The sequence below is a fragment of the Pseudothioclava alba genome (assembly GCF_033100795.1).
In the GTDB taxonomy this organism is placed as follows: domain Bacteria; phylum Pseudomonadota; class Alphaproteobacteria; order Rhodobacterales; family Rhodobacteraceae; genus Pseudothioclava.
Map to the genome: position 1 here is coordinate 165,855 of NZ_JAWLVI010000002.1, position 16,069 is coordinate 181,923.

At 59.5% G+C, this 16,069-nt stretch carries 19 protein-coding genes and 1 tRNA gene; 12 read left to right on the forward strand and 8 right to left on the reverse strand.

Annotation, left to right across the window (positions count from 1 at the left end):
* Positions 1–3: 3 nt before the first annotated feature.
* The 6 genes from phoB to tsaD form a co-directional block, all read right to left on the reverse strand.
* Complete coding sequence (phoB, locus tag RYZ20_RS06690) at positions 4–687, reverse strand: phosphate regulon transcriptional regulator PhoB (protein ID WP_317671702.1); 684 nt, start codon at positions 685–687, stop codon at positions 4–6.
* A 2-nt stretch (positions 688–689) separates the two neighbouring features.
* Positions 690–1,400 (reverse strand): phosphate signaling complex protein PhoU, encoded by a 711-nt coding sequence (gene phoU / locus RYZ20_RS06695; protein ID WP_317671704.1) that lies wholly within the window; start codon positions 1,398–1,400, stop codon positions 690–692.
* 309 nt (positions 1,401–1,709) lie between these two features.
* Positions 1,710–2,129, reverse strand: coding sequence for an EVE domain-containing protein (locus RYZ20_RS06700; RefSeq protein WP_317671706.1), 420 nt, complete (start codon positions 2,127–2,129; stop codon positions 1,710–1,712).
* Complete coding sequence (locus RYZ20_RS06705; RefSeq protein WP_317671708.1) at positions 2,129–2,398, reverse strand: YciI family protein; 270 nt, start codon at positions 2,396–2,398, stop codon at positions 2,129–2,131. The genes RYZ20_RS06700 and RYZ20_RS06705 overlap by 1 nt, the downstream gene beginning before the upstream one ends.
* Before the next feature lie 3 nt (positions 2,399–2,401).
* On the reverse strand, positions 2,402–3,358 hold the full coding sequence (locus RYZ20_RS06710) for an NAD(P)H-dependent glycerol-3-phosphate dehydrogenase (protein ID WP_317671710.1): 957 nt from the start codon (positions 3,356–3,358) through the stop codon (positions 2,402–2,404).
* Entirely contained in the window at positions 3,355–4,449 is a 1,095-nt protein-coding gene (tsaD, locus tag RYZ20_RS06715) for a tRNA (adenosine(37)-N6)-threonylcarbamoyltransferase complex transferase subunit TsaD (RefSeq protein ID WP_317671712.1), read from the reverse strand. The genes RYZ20_RS06710 and tsaD overlap by 4 nt, the downstream gene beginning before the upstream one ends.
* 71 nt (positions 4,450–4,520) lie before the next feature.
* Between tsaD and RYZ20_RS06720 the strand changes: the two genes are divergently transcribed.
* From RYZ20_RS06720 to RYZ20_RS06735, 4 genes are all read left to right on the forward strand, one after another.
* On the forward strand, positions 4,521–5,234 hold the full coding sequence (locus RYZ20_RS06720) for a uroporphyrinogen-III synthase (protein WP_317671714.1): 714 nt from the start codon (positions 4,521–4,523) through the stop codon (positions 5,232–5,234).
* 72 nt (positions 5,235–5,306) lie between these two features.
* Entirely contained in the window at positions 5,307–6,485 is a 1,179-nt protein-coding gene (locus tag RYZ20_RS06725; RefSeq protein WP_317671716.1) for a COG4223 family protein, read from the forward strand.
* A gap of 13 nt (positions 6,486–6,498) precedes the next feature.
* Entirely contained in the window at positions 6,499–7,995 is a 1,497-nt protein-coding gene (locus RYZ20_RS06730) for a heme biosynthesis protein HemY (protein WP_317671718.1), read from the forward strand.
* A 75-nt stretch (positions 7,996–8,070) separates the two neighbouring features.
* Positions 8,071–8,146: transfer RNA gene (locus RYZ20_RS06735), tRNA-Thr, on the forward strand.
* A 135-nt stretch (positions 8,147–8,281) separates the two neighbouring features.
* On the opposite strand, the gene RYZ20_RS06740 is transcribed toward RYZ20_RS06735, so the two are convergent.
* The gene (locus RYZ20_RS06740; protein ID WP_317671720.1) at positions 8,282–8,875 is read right to left on the reverse strand and encodes a helix-turn-helix transcriptional regulator; all 594 of its coding nucleotides are present in this window, start codon (positions 8,873–8,875) and stop codon (positions 8,282–8,284) included.
* Between the two features lie 132 nt (positions 8,876–9,007).
* On the opposite strand from RYZ20_RS06740, the gene RYZ20_RS06745 reads away from it, so the two are divergent.
* The 5 genes from RYZ20_RS06745 to RYZ20_RS06765 all read left to right on the forward strand — a co-directional run bounded on the left by RYZ20_RS06745 (position 9,008) and on the right by RYZ20_RS06765 (position 12,392).
* Positions 9,008–9,478: a hypothetical protein gene (locus RYZ20_RS06745; RefSeq protein WP_317671722.1), complete on the forward strand. Its 471-nt coding sequence runs from the start codon at positions 9,008–9,010 to the stop codon at positions 9,476–9,478.
* Positions 9,475–9,753 (forward strand): hypothetical protein, encoded by a 279-nt coding sequence (locus tag RYZ20_RS06750; RefSeq protein WP_317671724.1) that lies wholly within the window; start codon positions 9,475–9,477, stop codon positions 9,751–9,753. The genes RYZ20_RS06745 and RYZ20_RS06750 overlap by 4 nt, the downstream gene beginning before the upstream one ends.
* Positions 9,754–9,756: 3 nt before the next feature.
* A complete protein-coding gene (locus RYZ20_RS06755) occupies positions 9,757–10,515 on the forward strand; it encodes a hypothetical protein (protein WP_317671726.1) in 759 nt (252 codons plus the stop codon).
* Entirely contained in the window at positions 10,499–11,074 is a 576-nt protein-coding gene (locus tag RYZ20_RS06760; RefSeq protein ID WP_317671728.1) for a PepSY domain-containing protein, read from the forward strand. The genes RYZ20_RS06755 and RYZ20_RS06760 overlap by 17 nt, the downstream gene beginning before the upstream one ends.
* A 286-nt stretch (positions 11,075–11,360) precedes the next feature.
* The gene (locus RYZ20_RS06765) at positions 11,361–12,392 is read left to right on the forward strand and encodes a LacI family DNA-binding transcriptional regulator (RefSeq protein ID WP_317671730.1); all 1,032 of its coding nucleotides are present in this window, start codon (positions 11,361–11,363) and stop codon (positions 12,390–12,392) included.
* Between the two features lie 11 nt (positions 12,393–12,403).
* On the opposite strand, the gene RYZ20_RS06770 is transcribed toward RYZ20_RS06765, so the two are convergent.
* Positions 12,404–13,225: an ABC transporter permease gene (locus RYZ20_RS06770; RefSeq protein ID WP_317671733.1), complete on the reverse strand. Its 822-nt coding sequence runs from the start codon at positions 13,223–13,225 to the stop codon at positions 12,404–12,406.
* Between the two features lie 130 nt (positions 13,226–13,355).
* On the opposite strand from RYZ20_RS06770, the gene cysQ reads away from it, so the two are divergent.
* The 3 genes from cysQ (at position 13,356) to galU (ending at position 16,041) form a co-directional block, all read left to right on the forward strand.
* Positions 13,356–14,153, forward strand: a complete 798-nt coding sequence (cysQ, locus tag RYZ20_RS06775; RefSeq protein ID WP_317671735.1) for a 3'(2'),5'-bisphosphate nucleotidase CysQ — start codon at positions 13,356–13,358, stop codon at positions 14,151–14,153.
* Positions 14,153–14,953 (forward strand): 3-deoxy-manno-octulosonate cytidylyltransferase, encoded by an 801-nt coding sequence (locus tag RYZ20_RS06780; protein WP_317671737.1) that lies wholly within the window; start codon positions 14,153–14,155, stop codon positions 14,951–14,953. The genes cysQ and RYZ20_RS06780 overlap by 1 nt, the downstream gene beginning before the upstream one ends.
* Before the next feature lie 191 nt (positions 14,954–15,144).
* Positions 15,145–16,041, forward strand: coding sequence for a UTP--glucose-1-phosphate uridylyltransferase GalU (galU, locus tag RYZ20_RS06785; protein ID WP_317671739.1), 897 nt, complete (start codon positions 15,145–15,147; stop codon positions 16,039–16,041).
* Positions 16,042–16,069: the final 28 nt, after the last annotated feature.

Sequence of the window (16,069 nt, forward strand, 5' to 3'; positions counted from 1 at the left end):
AGCCTATCCAAGCGCGTAGCCGACACCCCTGATCGTGCGGATCGGGTCGGTGCCGCCGTCAGCGGTCAGGGCTTTACGCAGCCGCCCGATGTGGACATCGACAGTGCGGGTATCGACGTAGACGTCCTGTCCCCAAACGCGATCAAGCAGGCGATCGCGCGACCAAACGCGGCCAGGATGCTCGATCAACGTGGCAAGCAGGCGAAATTCAGTGGGACCGATTTTAATTTCTACGTCGCCCCTGAAAGCCCGATGTTCCAATGAATTCAATGAGATGTCATCATGGATGATCTGTTCGCCCGTTGCGGAGGGCCGCACGCGCCTTAACTGGTTACGGATGCGCGCCATCAGCTCGCTGACAGAATAGGGCTTGGTGACATAATCATCGGCGCCCGTATCCAGTCCGCGCACCTTATCGGCCTCTTCCGCGCGGGCCGAGAGCATGATGACCGGAATTTGCCGCCGCGCCGGATGGGACTTGATCCGGCGACAGATCTCGATCCCCGAGACTTCGGGCAGCATCCAGTCCAGGAGAACAAGGTCCGGCTCTTCCTCGGCGAAAAGCACAAGCGCCTCATCACCCGTTGCTGCCATGACCGCACGAAAGCCCGCTGCCTCGATATTGTATTGAAGAACCTCCCGCTGCGCAGGTTCGTCCTCGACAATCAGGATAAGCGGGGCCGGCATGGCTAGACCCTGCCAGTGTCAACGGCCTGCACGCTATCGGTCTTGGGGCGGGCATCATCGGGTGCGGTGCCGGTTACAAGGTAAATGACCTGATCAGCGATGGCCGTGGCATGATCGCCTACGCGCTCGATGTTTTTTGCGATGAATTGCAGATGCATACAGGGCGTGATGTTGCGCGGATCTTCCAGCATGTAGGTCAGAAACTCACGGAATATCGCGTTATACATTTGGTCGATTTCCAGATCGCGCTGGCGCACGTCCTCGGCCAGATGAATGTCACGCTGGATAAAGCTGTCGATAGCATCCTTCAAAAGCCCCTCAGAGGCGGCAGCCATGCGCCGGATCGCGCCCGATGCACCACTGATTTCGGCCATCTGCATCAAAAGCTTGGATCGTTTTGCATTATTTTTGGCGTAGTCACCCACGCGCTCAAGGCTGGCCGAAATTTTGATAACCGACAACGCGACGCGCAAATCCTCGGCGGCGGGCGCGCGCAGGGCAATTAGTAGCGCGGCCTTTTTGTTGATCTGCTCTTCCAGCGCATCGACAAGCTGGTCTTGCTTGCGCGTCGCTTCGGCCAGATCTTCGTCGCGTAAGACAAGAGCCGTTGCGGAGTCGAGAATTTGCTGCTCTACCAGCCCGCCCATCTTGATAACCAAAGCCTGAACGGCCTCAAGATCACGATCAAATGCGGAAACGATGTGGTCGCTCAATCCTTCCTCCCGATGCTTCGCGTGCGATACCCGTTTGTAACAGAGCTATGAAGCGATGCAGAGAGGGAAGTGATTTTCATGTGAGGAATCAAGCGTATAGGCGTCTATGGTTAATGCTGGGTGATGATAACCATATGAAACAATTAGATTTTTATGAATATCAGATTTGCGTCGACTCAATAGATCGGTGTATGAAATAAGGACCGGCCAGTATGGCCAGAACCCGAATTCAGTTTCACGTGTGGTGCGTAGGGGAGCACGTGGGTGGTGGAGGGTTCTGGTAGGGGTGCCGGAACCCTCCAATTATTTTCAGGGTTCGATCCCGCCAAGCGCGCAGATCATCTTCCACTCATCTTCGGTAACGGGTTGCACTGACAGGCGCATGCTTGTGACAAGGGACATCTCGCACAGGCGCGGATCGTCCTTGACCTGCGCAAGGGTCACTGGCGTCTGTAGCGGGCGAACCGCCCTAATATCAACGCAGTCCCAACGCGGATCGTCGGTTGTCGAATCCGGATGCGCCTCGCGGCAAACCTCGACGATGCCGACAATCTCTTTGCCGATATTCGAGTGGTAGAAAAACCCCTGATCGCCCAGCTTCATCTCGCGCATATTGTTCCGCGCGAGATAGTTACGCACGCCATCCCACTCTTCACCGATTTCGCCTTTCGCGACCTGCTGGTCCCAGGACCACTTATTCGGCTCGGATTTGAACAGCCACTTTGCCATCAGCCGATCACCTTTTTCCATTCGATCACCGAGACCGAGTCGAACAGGTCGGCGGCGGCGTAGGGGTCGCCAGCGGCCCAGGCGTTCGCCGCCTCAAGCGTATCGGTCTCAAGAACGACCAGAGATCCGCACATCTCACCACCTTCAAGGAAGGGGCCAGCCATCTTCACGATGCCGGTTTCTTCGATATAGGCCAGATGTGCCGCCCGGGTATCAAGGCGGGTTTGCAGGTGACCGGGCTTGTCTTTGCAGATAACAGCGTAAAGCATGGGTTATTCCTGTTTCAGAGGGCGCGCGAGAAGGGCTTGCACTGCCTCGCGGACCGAGATTTCCTGATTTGTAAGTGCGGCGATCATTTTGGCGATCGGCGTGTCGATGGCCTGCTTTTCCGCCAGAATAGAGACTGCTTTCGCGGTCGCAACACCTTCGACGGTAATTGTTCGATCGAAAGCGCCGCCTTTGCCAAGTGACAGCCCGAACTGGAGGTTGCGCGATAGTGGCGAGGTGCAGGTCAGCACCAGATCGCCAAAGCCGGAAAGGCCCGCAAGGGTCTCTGGTAACGCACCCTGCGCGGCGGCGAAGCGCTGCATTTCGGCAAAGCTGCGGGTCATCAGGGCGGCGCGCGCTGAATCGCCCAGACCGGCACCAATCACGACCCCGGCACCAATCGCGTAGACGTTCTTTAGCGCGCCGCCAAGTTCTGCGCCGGTCGTATCCGAAGTGCGATAAAGCCGCAGAGTCGGGGTGGAGAGCCGCGTTTGCAGGGCTTCGCAGCCGTCGGTGCAGGCAAGCGTCAGAGCCGTTGGCAAGCCGCGCGCAATATCTGCAGCAAAGCTCGGTCCGGTCAGAATCGCAGCGCGCGCATTAGGGCAATTCTGCCGGATTAGCGCGGTTGCCCCTTGCAGAGTGGCAACGTCGATCCCCTTAGAGCACGACACCAGCGTTTTGCCGTCAAACCGGCCCGGATGCTCGCGCAAAAATGCGCCGATTTTCTGCATCGGAACCGCGAGCAGAACCACGTCACTAAGGTCGGTATCTCCAAGCTCTGCTGTAATAGTGACGTTTTCTGGTAGCGTCACACCGGGCAGACGGGCCATGTTCTCGCGCCGCTCTTGCATCCCTGCCGCTTGAGTTGCGTCGCGCGCCCATAGGGTCACCGGCTCGTTTTGTGCCAGTGTGATCGCAAGGGCGGTGCCGAAGGCGCCCGCGCCGATAACCGAAATGCTCATGCTTTGGCCCCTTTCTTGCCCGAACCCAAAAGAGCCGGAGCCTTTTTGTCAAGCGGCCAACGCGGGCGGGCGGACAGGGCCATGTCGTCTTGCTCGCCCCTGGAGTAACGCTCGATTCCCGCGAAAGCGATCATCGCGGCGTTATCGGTGCAAAGGGCCAGAGGCGGGGCTACAAAAGTTGTGCCGAACTCCGCTGAAACAGTCTCTAATGCGGCTCGAATCGCTCTATTCGCGGCGACGCCACCGGCGACGGCGAAGGCGGGTTGCGAGGGTGAAGCTTCGAGATACTGCGCCAGAGCGCGGCGGGATTTCTCGGCCAGCGTATCGCAAATGGCTGCCTGAAAACTGGCGCACATGTCGGACCGGATAGCGCGCGGAAGGCCGCCGTGGGCAGCGACGACCTCATCACGGGCGCGCAGGAGTGCCGTTTTTAGCCCGGAGAAGGACATATCGCACCCCGGCCGATCCAAAAGAGGGCGCGGGAAGCGAAACGCCTTGGGGTTTCCAAGGCTCGCTTCGGCCTCGACCGAAGGGCCGCCGGGTTGCGGGAGGTTCAATAGTTTCGCCGTCTTGTCAAATGCTTCGCCAGGTGCATCGTCGATGGTGCCGCCAAGGCGTGAAAACTCATCCGGCGAGTGTGCGATCAGGAACTGGCAATGCCCGCCCGAAACCAGCAGCATCAGATACGGGAACCGAAGCCCGTCCGTCAGGCGTGGTGTCAGCGCGTGCCCCGCAAGGTGGTTAACCCCCACCAGCGGGAGCCCTGCGCCCGCCGCAATCCCCTTGGCGCACATCACGCCCGACATCACCCCGCCAATCAGCCCCGGCCCCGCAGTCACCGCAATACCGTCAAGATCGGCAAAACCAAGCCCAGCCAGCGCCATCGCTTCTTCGACGCAGGTATCAAGCTTTTCAGCGTGTGCGCGCGCGGCAATTTCCGGCACAACCCCGCCAAAAGGCGCGTGCAGAGCGGTTTGTCCCGCCACGACCGAGGCCAAAATCCGCGCGCCATCGGGCGTTTTCTGCACGATCGCGGCGGCTGTATCGTCGCAGCTTGATTCAAGGCCAAGAAAAGTAAGCGTGTCAGACATGCGGGCTCGGTTGCCAGAGGGTTTCTTCGCAGGTAACACCGTGGGTGCGTTCAGACAATCCCGAGGCCCAAATGTCGCCCGATTGCGCATCCGCTCCGACGTTGATCTTGACCCGCCCCAAGGCGGCGTCGCTCCGGTTTGCCGAGGGGTTCCGGCGGCGTGTGCGACTTGTCATTTCGCCGCTGATCGAGATCGAGAAGGTGGATGCAGCCTATTCTCCTGCCGAGGTGGTGATCTTTTCGTCACGAAATGCGGTGGAATCGAGCCGTGATTTGCCTGATTGCGTAAAGCGTCGTGCCTATTGCGTCGGGGCGGCGACAGCCGCCGCAGCCAAGAGGGCGGGGTTCGAGGTGCTCGGTGTTGCGGAAACAGCGGCATCGCTGGAGCAGGTGCTCCGCGCCGCAGCGCCACGAGGCCCGCTGCTGCATTTGCGAGGAGACGTGGTGGCCTATCCGCTGGCAGAAAGGCTGAATCAGGCCGGAATAGAGACAAATCAGGCTGTGATTTATCGCCAATCCCCGCAACCGATGACGGATGAGGCGCGCGAGGTGCTGGCTTCGGGGCGCCCATGTATCGCGCCACTTTTCTCGCCCCGATCCGCGCGGTTGTTTGCCGAGGCCATGCGGGGGGACCATCCCGCGCTGACGCTGATTGCGATGAGTGATGCAGTCGCGCGCGCCTGCGATGGTTTGATCGTTAAGGAAATCAGGACCGCAAGTGCGCCTGATGCGCAGGCGATGCGGCAAATGATCGAAGAAGTGCTGGGCGACAATGAGTCGGGTTGAGATAGCCCCGCGCGCTTATTAAGTTGAAACAAAGACGCAATATTATTTCGCGCGTTCGTATGAGGAATGGCCATGGCAAAACCGAGATCCCGCAAGACAAGCACCCCCGAGGCCAGCGAAGAAATCTCTGACGCGGAAATCGTGCTGGAAACGCCAGTCGCTGAAGCGGCTGAGCCTGACGCCGAGGTCGTTGTCGCGGAAGAGCCTGAGCAGGCCGAATCCGAGGCCGATGCCGCAGCGGACGAGCTGGAAACAGCTGTGGAAGAGGCGCTTGAACCTGTGGCCTCCGCTGCGCCGGAGGTGATGCCGCGCCGGGGTGGGTTCGTGCCGCTGGTTCTTGGTGGAGTTATCGCGGCGGGGCTTGGAGCGGGTGCGGCGATCTATGCGCTCCCGTATCTGCCGGCGGGTCTTTTGCCGCAGCCCGAGGTGGACGTTGCTGCTTTGAAAACAACGAGCGACGCGCAGGCGACGCAAATCTCCGACCTGTCGCAGAAGCTGGCCGATTTCAAAGTGCCCGCACCGGACCTGTCGGGCGTTGAGGCTGCGCTGGCCGAGCTTGGTGCGCAGCAGGCTGCAAATGCTGCTGCGATTGCCGATCTGGCGGCGCGGATTGCAGTGGCTGGCAGTGCCGAAGGTGCCGCGAACCCCGGCTTGAGCGCGGAAGTTAGTGATCTGCGGACCAAGTTAGAGGCCGTTATTGCGGAGAACGAGCGCTCGCAGCAAGAGGCCACCACTGCTGCGCAGGCGATTCAGGCCGAAGCGCAGGCTAAAGCGGCGCGCACGATGATTCAGGCGGATCTCTCGCGCCTGAATGCAGCACTTGAGGCGGGCGAACCGCTGGCGCCGATTGCCGAAGCGCTTGCGGCCGCAGGTGTTGCTATACCCGCTGCGCTATCGGGCGAGATTGCCAGCGCGAGTGCGCTGCAAGAGGGCTTTGGCCCCGCCGCGCGCTCTGCGCTGAAATCGGCGCGCCTTGCGGGGGGAGAGGCGTCGATTGGTGAAAAAATCGGCTCGTTCCTGCTGGCGCAGACGGGCGTTCGTTCGCTTGATGCGAAAGAGGGTGACGGGCCGGATGCGATTTTGTCGCGCGCGCAGGCGGCAGTGAACGCCAAGGATTTCGGTGCCGCGCTGGCCGAGATTTCCGCGCTTCCGGATGCCGCGCAAACGGCTTTCGCAGATTGGGCCGCTCAGGCAACCGCACGGATTGACGCCGTTCAGGCTGCGGCGGCGCTTGTTGATTCATTGAAGTAATAGGGGAACCGCTATGATCTGGTCTTTTATCAAAATCGCGCTGTTCCTGATTATCGTGGCTGCGGCGACTATGGGCGCGGCCTACCTGACCGAGATGGGCGACGGGATTTACATCCGCGCCTTTGGGTTTGAATTCACGCCGCCGCCGCTGATGGCTGTGATCGGGGTGATCTTGCTGTTTGTTGCGGTCTGGGTTGTGATTCGGGTCGTGGGACTCGTTGTTGCCTTCCTGCGCTTCCTGAATGGCGATGAAACCGCGATCAGCCGCTATTTCGACCGCAACCGTGAACGCAAAGGCTATCAGGCGCTGGCCGAGGGGCTTTTGGCTGTGGCCTCGGGCGAGGGTAAGCTGGCGCTGTCCAAGGCCGAGCGCGCCGAACGGTTTCTGGATCGCCCGGAACTCACCAATCTCCTGATCGCTCAGGCGGCCGAAACCGCGGGTGAGACGCGGCGCGCAACGCGGGCCTATAAGCGGCTTTTGAAGGACGACCGGACTCGGTTTGTCGGGATTCGTGGCCTGATGCAGCAAAAGCTGGAAGAGGGAGATACGGAAACTGCGTTGAAGCTGGCGGAAAAGGCGTTCGCGCTGAAGCCGCGCCATGTGGACACGCAGAATACGCTTCTGGATTTGCAGGCAAAAACGGGCAATTGGAAGGGCGCGCGTGAGGTGCTGCAAGCCAAGCGTCGACTTGGTCTGTTGCCGAAAGAGGTGCACCGCCGTCGCGATGCGGTGATGGCCTTGCAAGAGGCCAAGGTTATTCTGGACGAGGGCGCGTCGATCGAGGCACAAGAGGCCGCTATTGCAGCCAACAAATCCTCGCCCGACCTTATTCCGGCAGCGGCGATGGCTGCGCGGGCCTATATCGCGAAGGGCAAACTCAAGAATGCCGCGCGCGTCGTGACAAAGGCCTGGGAGGCGCACCCGCACCCCGATCTGGCCAGCGTTTTTGCTGAAATCGTCCCCGATGAAGAGCCGCTTGCGCGCCTCAAACGCTTTAAGCCGCTTCTGAAGCTGCGCCCCGACCACGAAGAAACGCGCCTTCTGCGGGCCGAGCTGCACATCGCCGCCGAAGACTTCCCCGAGGCGCGCCGCGCGCTGGGCGATCTGGTCGAAAGCCACCCGACGGCCCGTTCCCTGACGATCATGGCTGCGGTCGAGCGCGGTGAGGGGGCGGATGATGCCGTTGTGCGCGGCTGGTTGGCGCGCGCCCTGACGGCGCCTCGCGGGCCGCAATGGTGCTGTGATAAGTGCCAGAACATTCAGGCCGAGTGGGGGCCGGTGTGCGATAATTGTGGCGGGTTCGATACCCTTAGCTGGCGCGAGCCAGTCCAGGGCGCGCAGCCCTTGCCGCATGGTGCCGAGATGCTGCCACTGATTGTCGGGCACGTCCCCGCGCCGAGGGACGAAAACGGAGAGATCGTTGATGATATTCCCGTGTCGCCGGACTCGGATGCGGCGCTTGAAGCGGATCTGTTTGCCGAAAACGGGGATGCTGCAAAACAGAGCTGAGTATTTTGGCGCGCCGGAAGTCAATTTGGGGCTACACATCCCGGAAAGACCATGCTAATCGGCGCGCCATAAATGGCCGGTGTAGCTCAGCTGGTAGAGCACGTCATTCGTAATGATGGGGTCGGGGGTTCGAGTCCCTTCACCGGCACCACTTCTCTCTCGCGAACATCAAGAAAGTTAAGCAATCTTGGGTTTCCGAGAGGGAAGTGGACCGCTTTCGTCAAAATCGAGTGATGATTCGTCAGGTTTCGACGCGCCTCTGGGCGCGGGGGTGTTGCCGCAAGGATCAGATGGTCTCGGGTGGCGCTGCGACACCTGAGTTGACGGTCTCGGTATCCATGAGTTGACCCAGAAACAGCGCCATGAATTCCGAGCGTGATGATGTGCCGGATTTTCTCATGAGCGCGTGAGACTGGAGCTTCACGGTGCCAGCGCTCGTTCCCCTGAGTTCAGCGATTTCCGAGGTAGTCAGGCCGCGAAGCAAAAGCAGGGCGACATCGCGTTCTGCGGCGGTCAACGCCCAGTGATCGAACTTGCGTTCAGCAAGGTCCAGAAAATTTTCTTTCAGGGCGTGAAGAGTGTCGGCGAAGCTCTGATTGTGGCGCGTAAGGGCGCCAATATGTTCGCGCACAACCAGCAAACCGCCCGCAAGAGTAACGACCGCGAATATCTCGAACAGCATATGCGCGAGCTGATTCCCTGAAATCGGCTGGTTCAACGCGAGGTGGCCGCGCAGTTCGATTGCGACATCCGCACCCAGAACGGCCAGCGCGGACATCATCCCCCAATAAATGATGCGAACAAATGTTTTCCTGTTTTTCAGCATGTTAGAGGCACTCATTCGGATTTGATGCTGCTGTATACCCGTGGTTTTGGGCATATAACCTTTGTTATATACGGAAAATTCCAGTTATTTTCGCACCAAAGTCAGATGGCCACAAATATTTTTTGTGCCTAGCCTTCCTTGATGCCGCCTCGAAGGAGTGCGGACCCCAACGGAAGGAAAATCGACATGCTGAGACGCTCGATCTTGCAAATGCTCATCGCCTCTCCCGCTTTTGCCGCGACTCTCGTTGCGATGCCGGGCACCGCACGCGCCAGCGGTGGTGGTGGTGGTTCCAATGGCGGAAATGACAGCTCGTCCGGAGACAATGACAGCTCTGGTGGTGGTTCCAATGGCGGAAATGACAGCTCTGGCGGCGGCTCCTATGGCGGCAATAGCTCCAGCGGCGGCACGAACGCCGGTGGCTCCTATGGTAACAGCAATGATGGTGTTTACGGCGGGAGCATGAACGACGGGCAAGGTGGCGGTTCGCTGCCTGGTATGCCGTCGGGGCCGGAATCGCATCTGAGTGGTGCGGACGCAGATGATGTCTGGTTGCAGCAGCAGTCCACCAATACTGTGAACAGCACATTGTCTTCCGACGGGCTGCAAACCGTGTCGCCTTCGAGCCTGTCATCGGTTTTGGATAGCTTCCAATGAGAGTGAAGTCGCTTGCGCCTCTGGCTGTGCTCGCCGTTCTTGCGGCGTGCATGTCGCCCGTAACCTATACCCGCGCGCAGTCGCCTGATTTGTTTCAGGCACTCGATACCCGCCCCGATGGATATGTCGGTGTGGTGAGATCGACGGGCGCCACCTACACGATCGTCTCGACCCGTGCCAATTCATCAAGGCTGTGCCGAGTCGTGACTCTTAAGGCTCCGGGCGATTTCCAGACCGAAAGCTTCTGCAAGTCCAAAGGCGGAGAGTGGCGGTAAGCGGTGGAACGCGCGCACCATCTTATGCTGGAAGGGGCGGGCGAGCACCTAAAGGTCGTCTGCCCCGAATTTTTTGCAACGCTGCTTCAGGCAACGCTGAACGGTTGGGCCATTACGCTCGCGCCCGAGCATCATCATAGCGTCGACATCCTTGTCGCCTATGAGGATGAAGTGTTCCAGATTGATGCTCTGGTGCTGGATGCTCCGCGCCAGCATCGCGATATGATTGACACCCTGAACGAGTTTTTCCTGTGTCTGAGCTATCTGCTTTGCGCAGCTAAACCGAGCACAATCCTTCTGCATTGCGCGGCCTTTGTTGAGGGTAGCCAGAACCATATTGTGGTCGGTGAGAAAAACCGGGGGAAATCTACTCTGGTTTACCAGAAGGCAGCAGGTGGCACGAAGATTCTGGCTGATGACCTGTTGCTGTGGGATGTGCCGGAGGGTGTTTTTATGACGCTCGGGTTGCCTTTGCGTATGCGTCGCCCCCTGTTCGGCTTGGCCGAGCATCCTGACCACAAGCAAAAGTTTCTTGCCGGACGTTCGATTGCCTATTCCCGGGCGGGCGGGTTCAATATCGCCGGAGTAGGGGAGTGTTTTGCGCTCGATGCTTTGTTCGAGCTGTCGCAAGAGCGCGTTGCGCAGAAGGTCAACCTTCTGAAACTGCGACCTGCGCTCAAAAAGTTCAGTATTGCGCCCACATTCTCAACCCTGAAGAAGTCACAGCTTTCACCGGACGGAGCAGATGGCCAAGACGCTTAAATACCTCAGAACGCTTCACTCGTGGTTGGGGTTGCTGGTCATCCCGTGGGTCTTGATGTTCGGGTTGACCGGATTTTATCTCAATCATCAGGATTTCATTCTGGGGCTTTTGCCGGGTGAGAAGTTTGATGAAAGTGCCTTGGCTGCAGTCCAGCTTGACGAGCCGCTGACACTTGCGCAGGCCAAAGAAATTGCTGATGCCTATTGGCCTGACGATGCCGCCACGGCGTCCGCTTTGGTTAATTACCACGGGTTTCGTGCCTACCGCTTCGATAAGCCAAAAGGGCAAGTGATCGTTTCGGTCGCGACGGGTCACTTTTACACGAAAACACGCGCGGTGCGGACAACCTACTCCCCGAGCGGGGAGGTTCTGGATCGCTGGTATTATTGGAAATACATTTTCGGGATACTGCATAAAACCGGTTGGTTCGATTTCGGGTTCAAGACGCTGCTTGCGGATATAACTGCGCTGGCCTTTATCGTCTTTGGTCTGAGCGGCATCGTAATCTGGGGGTTGCCCCGCTATAAAAGAGCCCTGCGGCTTTTGCGACTGCGCTAGGATTTTATGGCCCGTTCTGCGATCAGAGCATTGATCGGATCGACGGAGGGTAATCAATCGCTCTCGACGGGAAAAGCGAAAAGGGGGAGCGTATTGGCCCACCGCTCCCCCTTTCGGGTCACATCCACCGCGATCGGAGTCTACACGCGGTCTTTGTGATATATTGGAGGCGGTTTTTTCGGTTTCTGGGCCGCCTCCGTTATCGCTAACATAACGATTCTCTAGTGCTTGCGCAAGGGAAAGTTTTAGCGCTAAACCTAAAAAAAAGATGAGAGGACGAACCGCCGTGTCCCTGCCCCCTAAAGAAAACCGCCGACCGCTGACCCTGCGCGATGTCTCCGAAGCCTCGGGGGTTTCGGAAATGACCGTCAGCCGCGTGCTGCGTAATCGCGGCGATGTGTCCGAAGCGACGCGCGAAAAAGTGCTGCAGGCCGCCAAGGCGCTTGGCTATGTGCCAAACAAGATCGCAGGCGCGTTGGCCTCGCAACGGGTCAATCTGGTGGGGGTGGTCATCCCGTCGCTGTCGAACCTGGTGTTCCCCGAGGTGCTGTCGGGCATCTCGGCAGAGCTGGAGGACACCGGCCTGCAACCCGTGGTTGGCGTTACCAACTATCTGCCCGAGAAGGAAGAGGCGGTTCTCTACGAGATGCTGTCCTGGCGCCCCTCGGGGATTATTGTCGCAGGGCTGGAGCACACGGATACCGCCCGCGCCATGCTTGAGAACTCGGGCATTCCGATTGTCGAGATCATGGATGTCGATGGCACCGGCGTGGATTCGGTCGTGGGGATTTCGCACCGTCGCGCCGGCTTGCATATGGCCGAAGCGATCCTGAAGGCGGGGTATCGCCGGATCGGCTTTCTGGGCACGAAAATGCCGCTCGACCACCGCGCGCGCAAACGCTTTGAGGGGTTCCAGGAGGGGTTGGCGGCGGCGGGCGTTCAGATTGCCGATACCGAGTTCTATTCGGGTGGATCGGCGCTGCGGAAGGGCCGCGAGATGACGCAGGCGATGCTGGAGCGCACGCCCGACCTCGATTTCCTGTATTATTCGAACGACATGATCGGCGCGGGCGGTCTGCTGTATTGTCAGGAAAACGGCATCGATGTGCCCGGCAAGCTCGGGCTTGCGGGCTTTAACGGCGTGGACCTGCTGGAGGGGCTGTCGATGCGGCTGGCGACGATGGATGCCTGCCGTCGCGAGATTGGGCGCAAGGCCGCCGAGATCATCGCAGGGCGCCCGCATCAAGGGTTGATCGGCGGCGAGGTGATCGAGCTGGAGCCTGTCATTGATCTGGGCGACACGATCCGCAAGACCTAACATATGCCCGCCTACTGGCGGGCTCCCCAGCTGATAGAGGCATATTGGCGGGTGTAAAACTCGCCCATCAGGCCGACCATCAACAATGCCAGCCCCACATAAAGCGGGTATTGCCAGCTTGAAAAATGCGGGTTGTAGTTGATGAAGGCGAAGCCCCGCGTCTGGTCGATGGTGTGGAACAGCGGGTTCCAGTCGAACAGAACCAGCATCTTGTGCGGCAAGGTATTCGCCAGAAACATCTTGCCCGAAGCGATCATGTTCACGCGCGAATAGACGGACTGGATAATCCCCACAATGTCGGGCGCCCAAGGCTTGATGGCCAGAAATACCATGCCGATGGCAACGCCGGTGAACCACGACAGCAACAGCATCGCGAAGGCGCCAAGCAGATTGTAAATCTCGATATGGTTGACCGCGACGTGGTAGAAATACAGCACAACCGTAGCCGAAAGCACCTGTATATACAGCACCCCTAACGCCGCCGAGGTTATCGACACCGCCGTTGTCATCGGGGCGTGTTTCATCATCTGGGAGGTCGGCCCCTCGGATCCGAACACCGCGCCCGTCGCCTTGGTGTGCGTCATGAACATGAAAATCCCGCTCATCACATAGAGCAGGAAACCCCCGCGAATGGCCGCCCTGCGCATCCCCAGAAGGTCGATCATCACATAAAAGGACAACACCAGAAGCACGGTCTGGAACATGTTCATCAGCAAACCGAGCAACGCATTCCCGTGCGAGCGGCGCACAGATCGCACCGTCGCGTGATAGATCAGCTCCAGCAAGCTGAAGGTCGATCCAAGTGTGGAATTGCTGCGTTCTGCCCTGAACATCGCCCACCTGCGCCAAAATACCGATCACGAAACTATCGTGGAAAACTTGCTGTTCTCTTGATGGCGCATCATAAGGGGGCAACAGGTTTATGGCAATTCACGGCCGGTTCAGCGGCCAAAGTGGGGAAATATGGATTTCGAGCGTCTCGAACAGGTCATGCGGACACTGGCTCTGGAGGCTGGCGACAAGATCATGGAGATCTACAACTCTCCGGAGTTCGAGGTCAAAACCAAGTCTGACGCCTCTCCTGTGACCGCCGCAGACGAGGCCGCGGACGCGCTGATTTCGACGGGCCTGCGCGCGGCATTCCCCGATGTGGCCCTTGTGACCGAAGAGCAGGCCGCGAGCCACGGGCAATCCGTCGATACCTTCCTGATCGTCGATCCGCTGGATGGAACCAAAGAGTTCATCAACCGTCGTGGCGAGTTCACCGTGAATATCGCCTATGTGCGCGAGGGCGTTCCCCTGCGCGGTGTCGTTTACGCTCCCGCGATCGGGCGGCTGTTCTATACCCGTGCGGATGGCGCAGCGGTCGAGGAAATCGGCCCCGAGTTCGACAAGGCATCCGCGGGTGAGCAGCGCCCGATGTCTGTCTCGATGCCCGACAACCGCGCGCTGATGGTCGTCGCCTCGAAATCGCACCGCGATCAGGCGACCGACGATTACATCGGCCAGTATTCGGTGCAGGACATGACCTCGGCAGGATCGTCGCTGAAATTCTGCCTTGTCGCCAGCGGCGAAGCAGACCTGTATCCGCGCCTAGGCCGCACGATGGAATGGGACACCGCCGCAGGGGATGCCGTTCTGCGCGGCGCGGGCGGCGAGATGATCCGCTTCGATGACCACGCCCCCTTCGCCTATGGCAAGCCCGGCTTCGCCAATCCCTTCTTCATCGCCTATGCCCCCGGCGTTCTTCTGGTGAAATAATGACCGTCCTCATCGTCATCCCTGCGCGCTACGCCTCGACCCGCTATCCGGCCAAGCCGCTGGTGCCGCTGACCGGCGCAAGCGGGGTCAGCAAGACCCTGATCCGCCGTAGCTGGGATGCAGCGATGGCTGTTTCCTGCGCGACCAAAGTGGTTGTTGCAACCGATGACGACCGCATCCGCGCCGAGGCCGAGGGCTTTGGCGCCGAGGTCGTGATGACCTCGGAAAGCTGCGGCAACGGCACCGAGCGCTGCGCCGAAGCCTATGCCAACCTTGGCGAAACCTATGACATTGTCGTCAACCTGCAGGGCGACGCCCCCCTGACTCCCGCATGGTTCATCGAAGACCTGGTCGAGGGGCTGCGCCAGAACGACTGGGCCGAGCTGGCAACGCCCGTTTTGCGCTGCGAGGGCGAGATGCTGGCGAGCCTGCGCGAGGACCGCCACCACGGGCGCGTTGGCGGCACAACCGCTGTCTTCGGTGCAGGCAATCGCGGGCTTTATTTCTCGAAAGAGGTGATTCCCTTCACCGGCGAGAGCTATCTGCCGCACGAGATGACGCCCGTCTTCCATCACGTCGGCGTTTACGCCTATCGGCCCGACACTCTGGCGGCTTATCCGTCATGGCCGATTGGCCCGCTTGAACGCCTTGAAGGGCTGGAGCAATTGCGGTTCCTCGAAAACGGGCGCGCGGTTCTGTGCGCCGAGGTCGAAGCCCGTGGGCGCCAGTTCTGGGAGCTGAATAACCCCTCGGACGTGCCGCGGATCGAGGCAATGATGGCGGAGATGGGGCTGGAGTAACCCAGAATATACGCTCTATATCAATGACCTAGCGCGGGCGCGACAAAACGCCCGTCGTCTGGCGACAACACATTCGGCAAAAAATGTCTCATCGCGGGGGTTTACCCTGTTATCTCTTGAGCACACCCGAACAAGTATCTTAAAATGTTAATGATTATGACTGTAACAAGTCCTGTGAATAAAGGTGAACTATGACACGCAAGGTAACCAAAGCGATCTTCCCCGTCGCCGGTCTCGGCACGCGCTTTCTTCCTGCGACCAAATCCATTCCGAAGGAAATCCTGACGCTGGTTGACCGCCCGCTGATCCAATACGCGATCGACGAGGCGCGCGAGGCCGGAATCAAGGAATTCATCTTCGTGACCTCGCGCGGGAAATCCGCGCTGGAGGATTATTTCGACGATGCGCCCGAGCTGGAACGCACCCTCAAGAAGAAGGGCAAGCAAGACCTGCTGAACGAGCTGCAAAATACCAATATGGACTCGGGCGCCATCGCCTATGTCCGCCAGAACCGCCCGCAGGGTCTGGGCCACGCGGTCTGGTGTGCGCGCCGGATGCTTGGCACGAACGAGAGCTTTGCCGTTATCCTGACCGATGACGTGATTGCGGCGGACAAGCCCTGCCTGCAACAGATGGTCGAGGCCCATGCCGAAACCGGCGGCAACGTCGTCGCGGCGATGGAGGTTCCTCATTCGAAAACCTCGTCCTACGGTATCCTTGATATTGCCGAGGACATGGGGTCGATGGTTAAGGTCAAAGGCATGGTCGAAAAACCCGATGCCGACAAAGCGCCCTCGAACCTTGCCGTGATCGGACGTTATATCCTGACGCCCGAGGTGATGAAGAACCTGAACAAGATCAAGCAGGGCGCAGGTGGCGAGATCCAGCTGACCGACGCCATCGCGGAAGAGATCGTCAAGGGCAATCCGGTTTATGGTTTCCGCTTCCGTGGACAGCGCTATGACTGCGGCTCCAAGGCGGGATTTCTGCAAGCAACGGTGGCCTTTGGCCTCCAGCGCCCCGATCTGCGTGACGAGTTTTCGGCCTATCTTCAGGATGCGCTCTCGCTGCAAACCGCCGCCGAATAACCTCTCCGGTCAGGTTGTGAACTTACGC

Coding starts and splice junctions, on each gene's coding strand:
- phoB (WP_317671702.1), bottom strand. CDS start 687: ATGCCGGCCCCGCTTATCCTGATTGTCGAGGACGAACCTGCGCAGCGG.
- RYZ20_RS06700 (WP_317671706.1), bottom strand. CDS start 2,129: ATGGCAAAGTGGCTGTTCAAATCCGAGCCGAATAAGTGGTCCTGGGAC.
- RYZ20_RS06705 (WP_317671708.1), bottom strand. CDS start 2,398: ATGCTTTACGCTGTTATCTGCAAAGACAAGCCCGGTCACCTGCAAACC.
- RYZ20_RS06710 (WP_317671710.1), bottom strand. CDS start 3,358: ATGAGCATTTCGGTTATCGGCGCGGGCGCCTTCGGCACCGCCCTTGCG.
- tsaD (WP_317671712.1), bottom strand. CDS start 4,449: ATGTCTGACACGCTTACTTTTCTTGGCCTTGAATCAAGCTGCGACGAT.
- RYZ20_RS06720 (WP_317671714.1), top strand. CDS start 4,521: ATGTCGCCCGATTGCGCATCCGCTCCGACGTTGATCTTGACCCGCCCC.
- RYZ20_RS06725 (WP_317671716.1), top strand. CDS start 5,307: ATGGCAAAACCGAGATCCCGCAAGACAAGCACCCCCGAGGCCAGCGAA.
- RYZ20_RS06730 (WP_317671718.1), top strand. CDS start 6,499: ATGATCTGGTCTTTTATCAAAATCGCGCTGTTCCTGATTATCGTGGCT.
- RYZ20_RS06740 (WP_317671720.1), bottom strand. CDS start 8,875: ATGCCCAAAACCACGGGTATACAGCAGCATCAAATCCGAATGAGTGCC.
- RYZ20_RS06745 (WP_317671722.1), top strand. CDS start 9,008: ATGCTGAGACGCTCGATCTTGCAAATGCTCATCGCCTCTCCCGCTTTT.
- RYZ20_RS06750 (WP_317671724.1), top strand. CDS start 9,475: ATGAGAGTGAAGTCGCTTGCGCCTCTGGCTGTGCTCGCCGTTCTTGCG.
- RYZ20_RS06760 (WP_317671728.1), top strand. CDS start 10,499: ATGGCCAAGACGCTTAAATACCTCAGAACGCTTCACTCGTGGTTGGGG.
- RYZ20_RS06770 (WP_317671733.1), bottom strand. CDS start 13,225: ATGTTCAGGGCAGAACGCAGCAATTCCACACTTGGATCGACCTTCAGC.
- cysQ (WP_317671735.1), top strand. CDS start 13,356: ATGGATTTCGAGCGTCTCGAACAGGTCATGCGGACACTGGCTCTGGAG.
- RYZ20_RS06780 (WP_317671737.1), top strand. CDS start 14,153: ATGACCGTCCTCATCGTCATCCCTGCGCGCTACGCCTCGACCCGCTAT.
- galU (WP_317671739.1), top strand. CDS start 15,145: ATGACACGCAAGGTAACCAAAGCGATCTTCCCCGTCGCCGGTCTCGGC.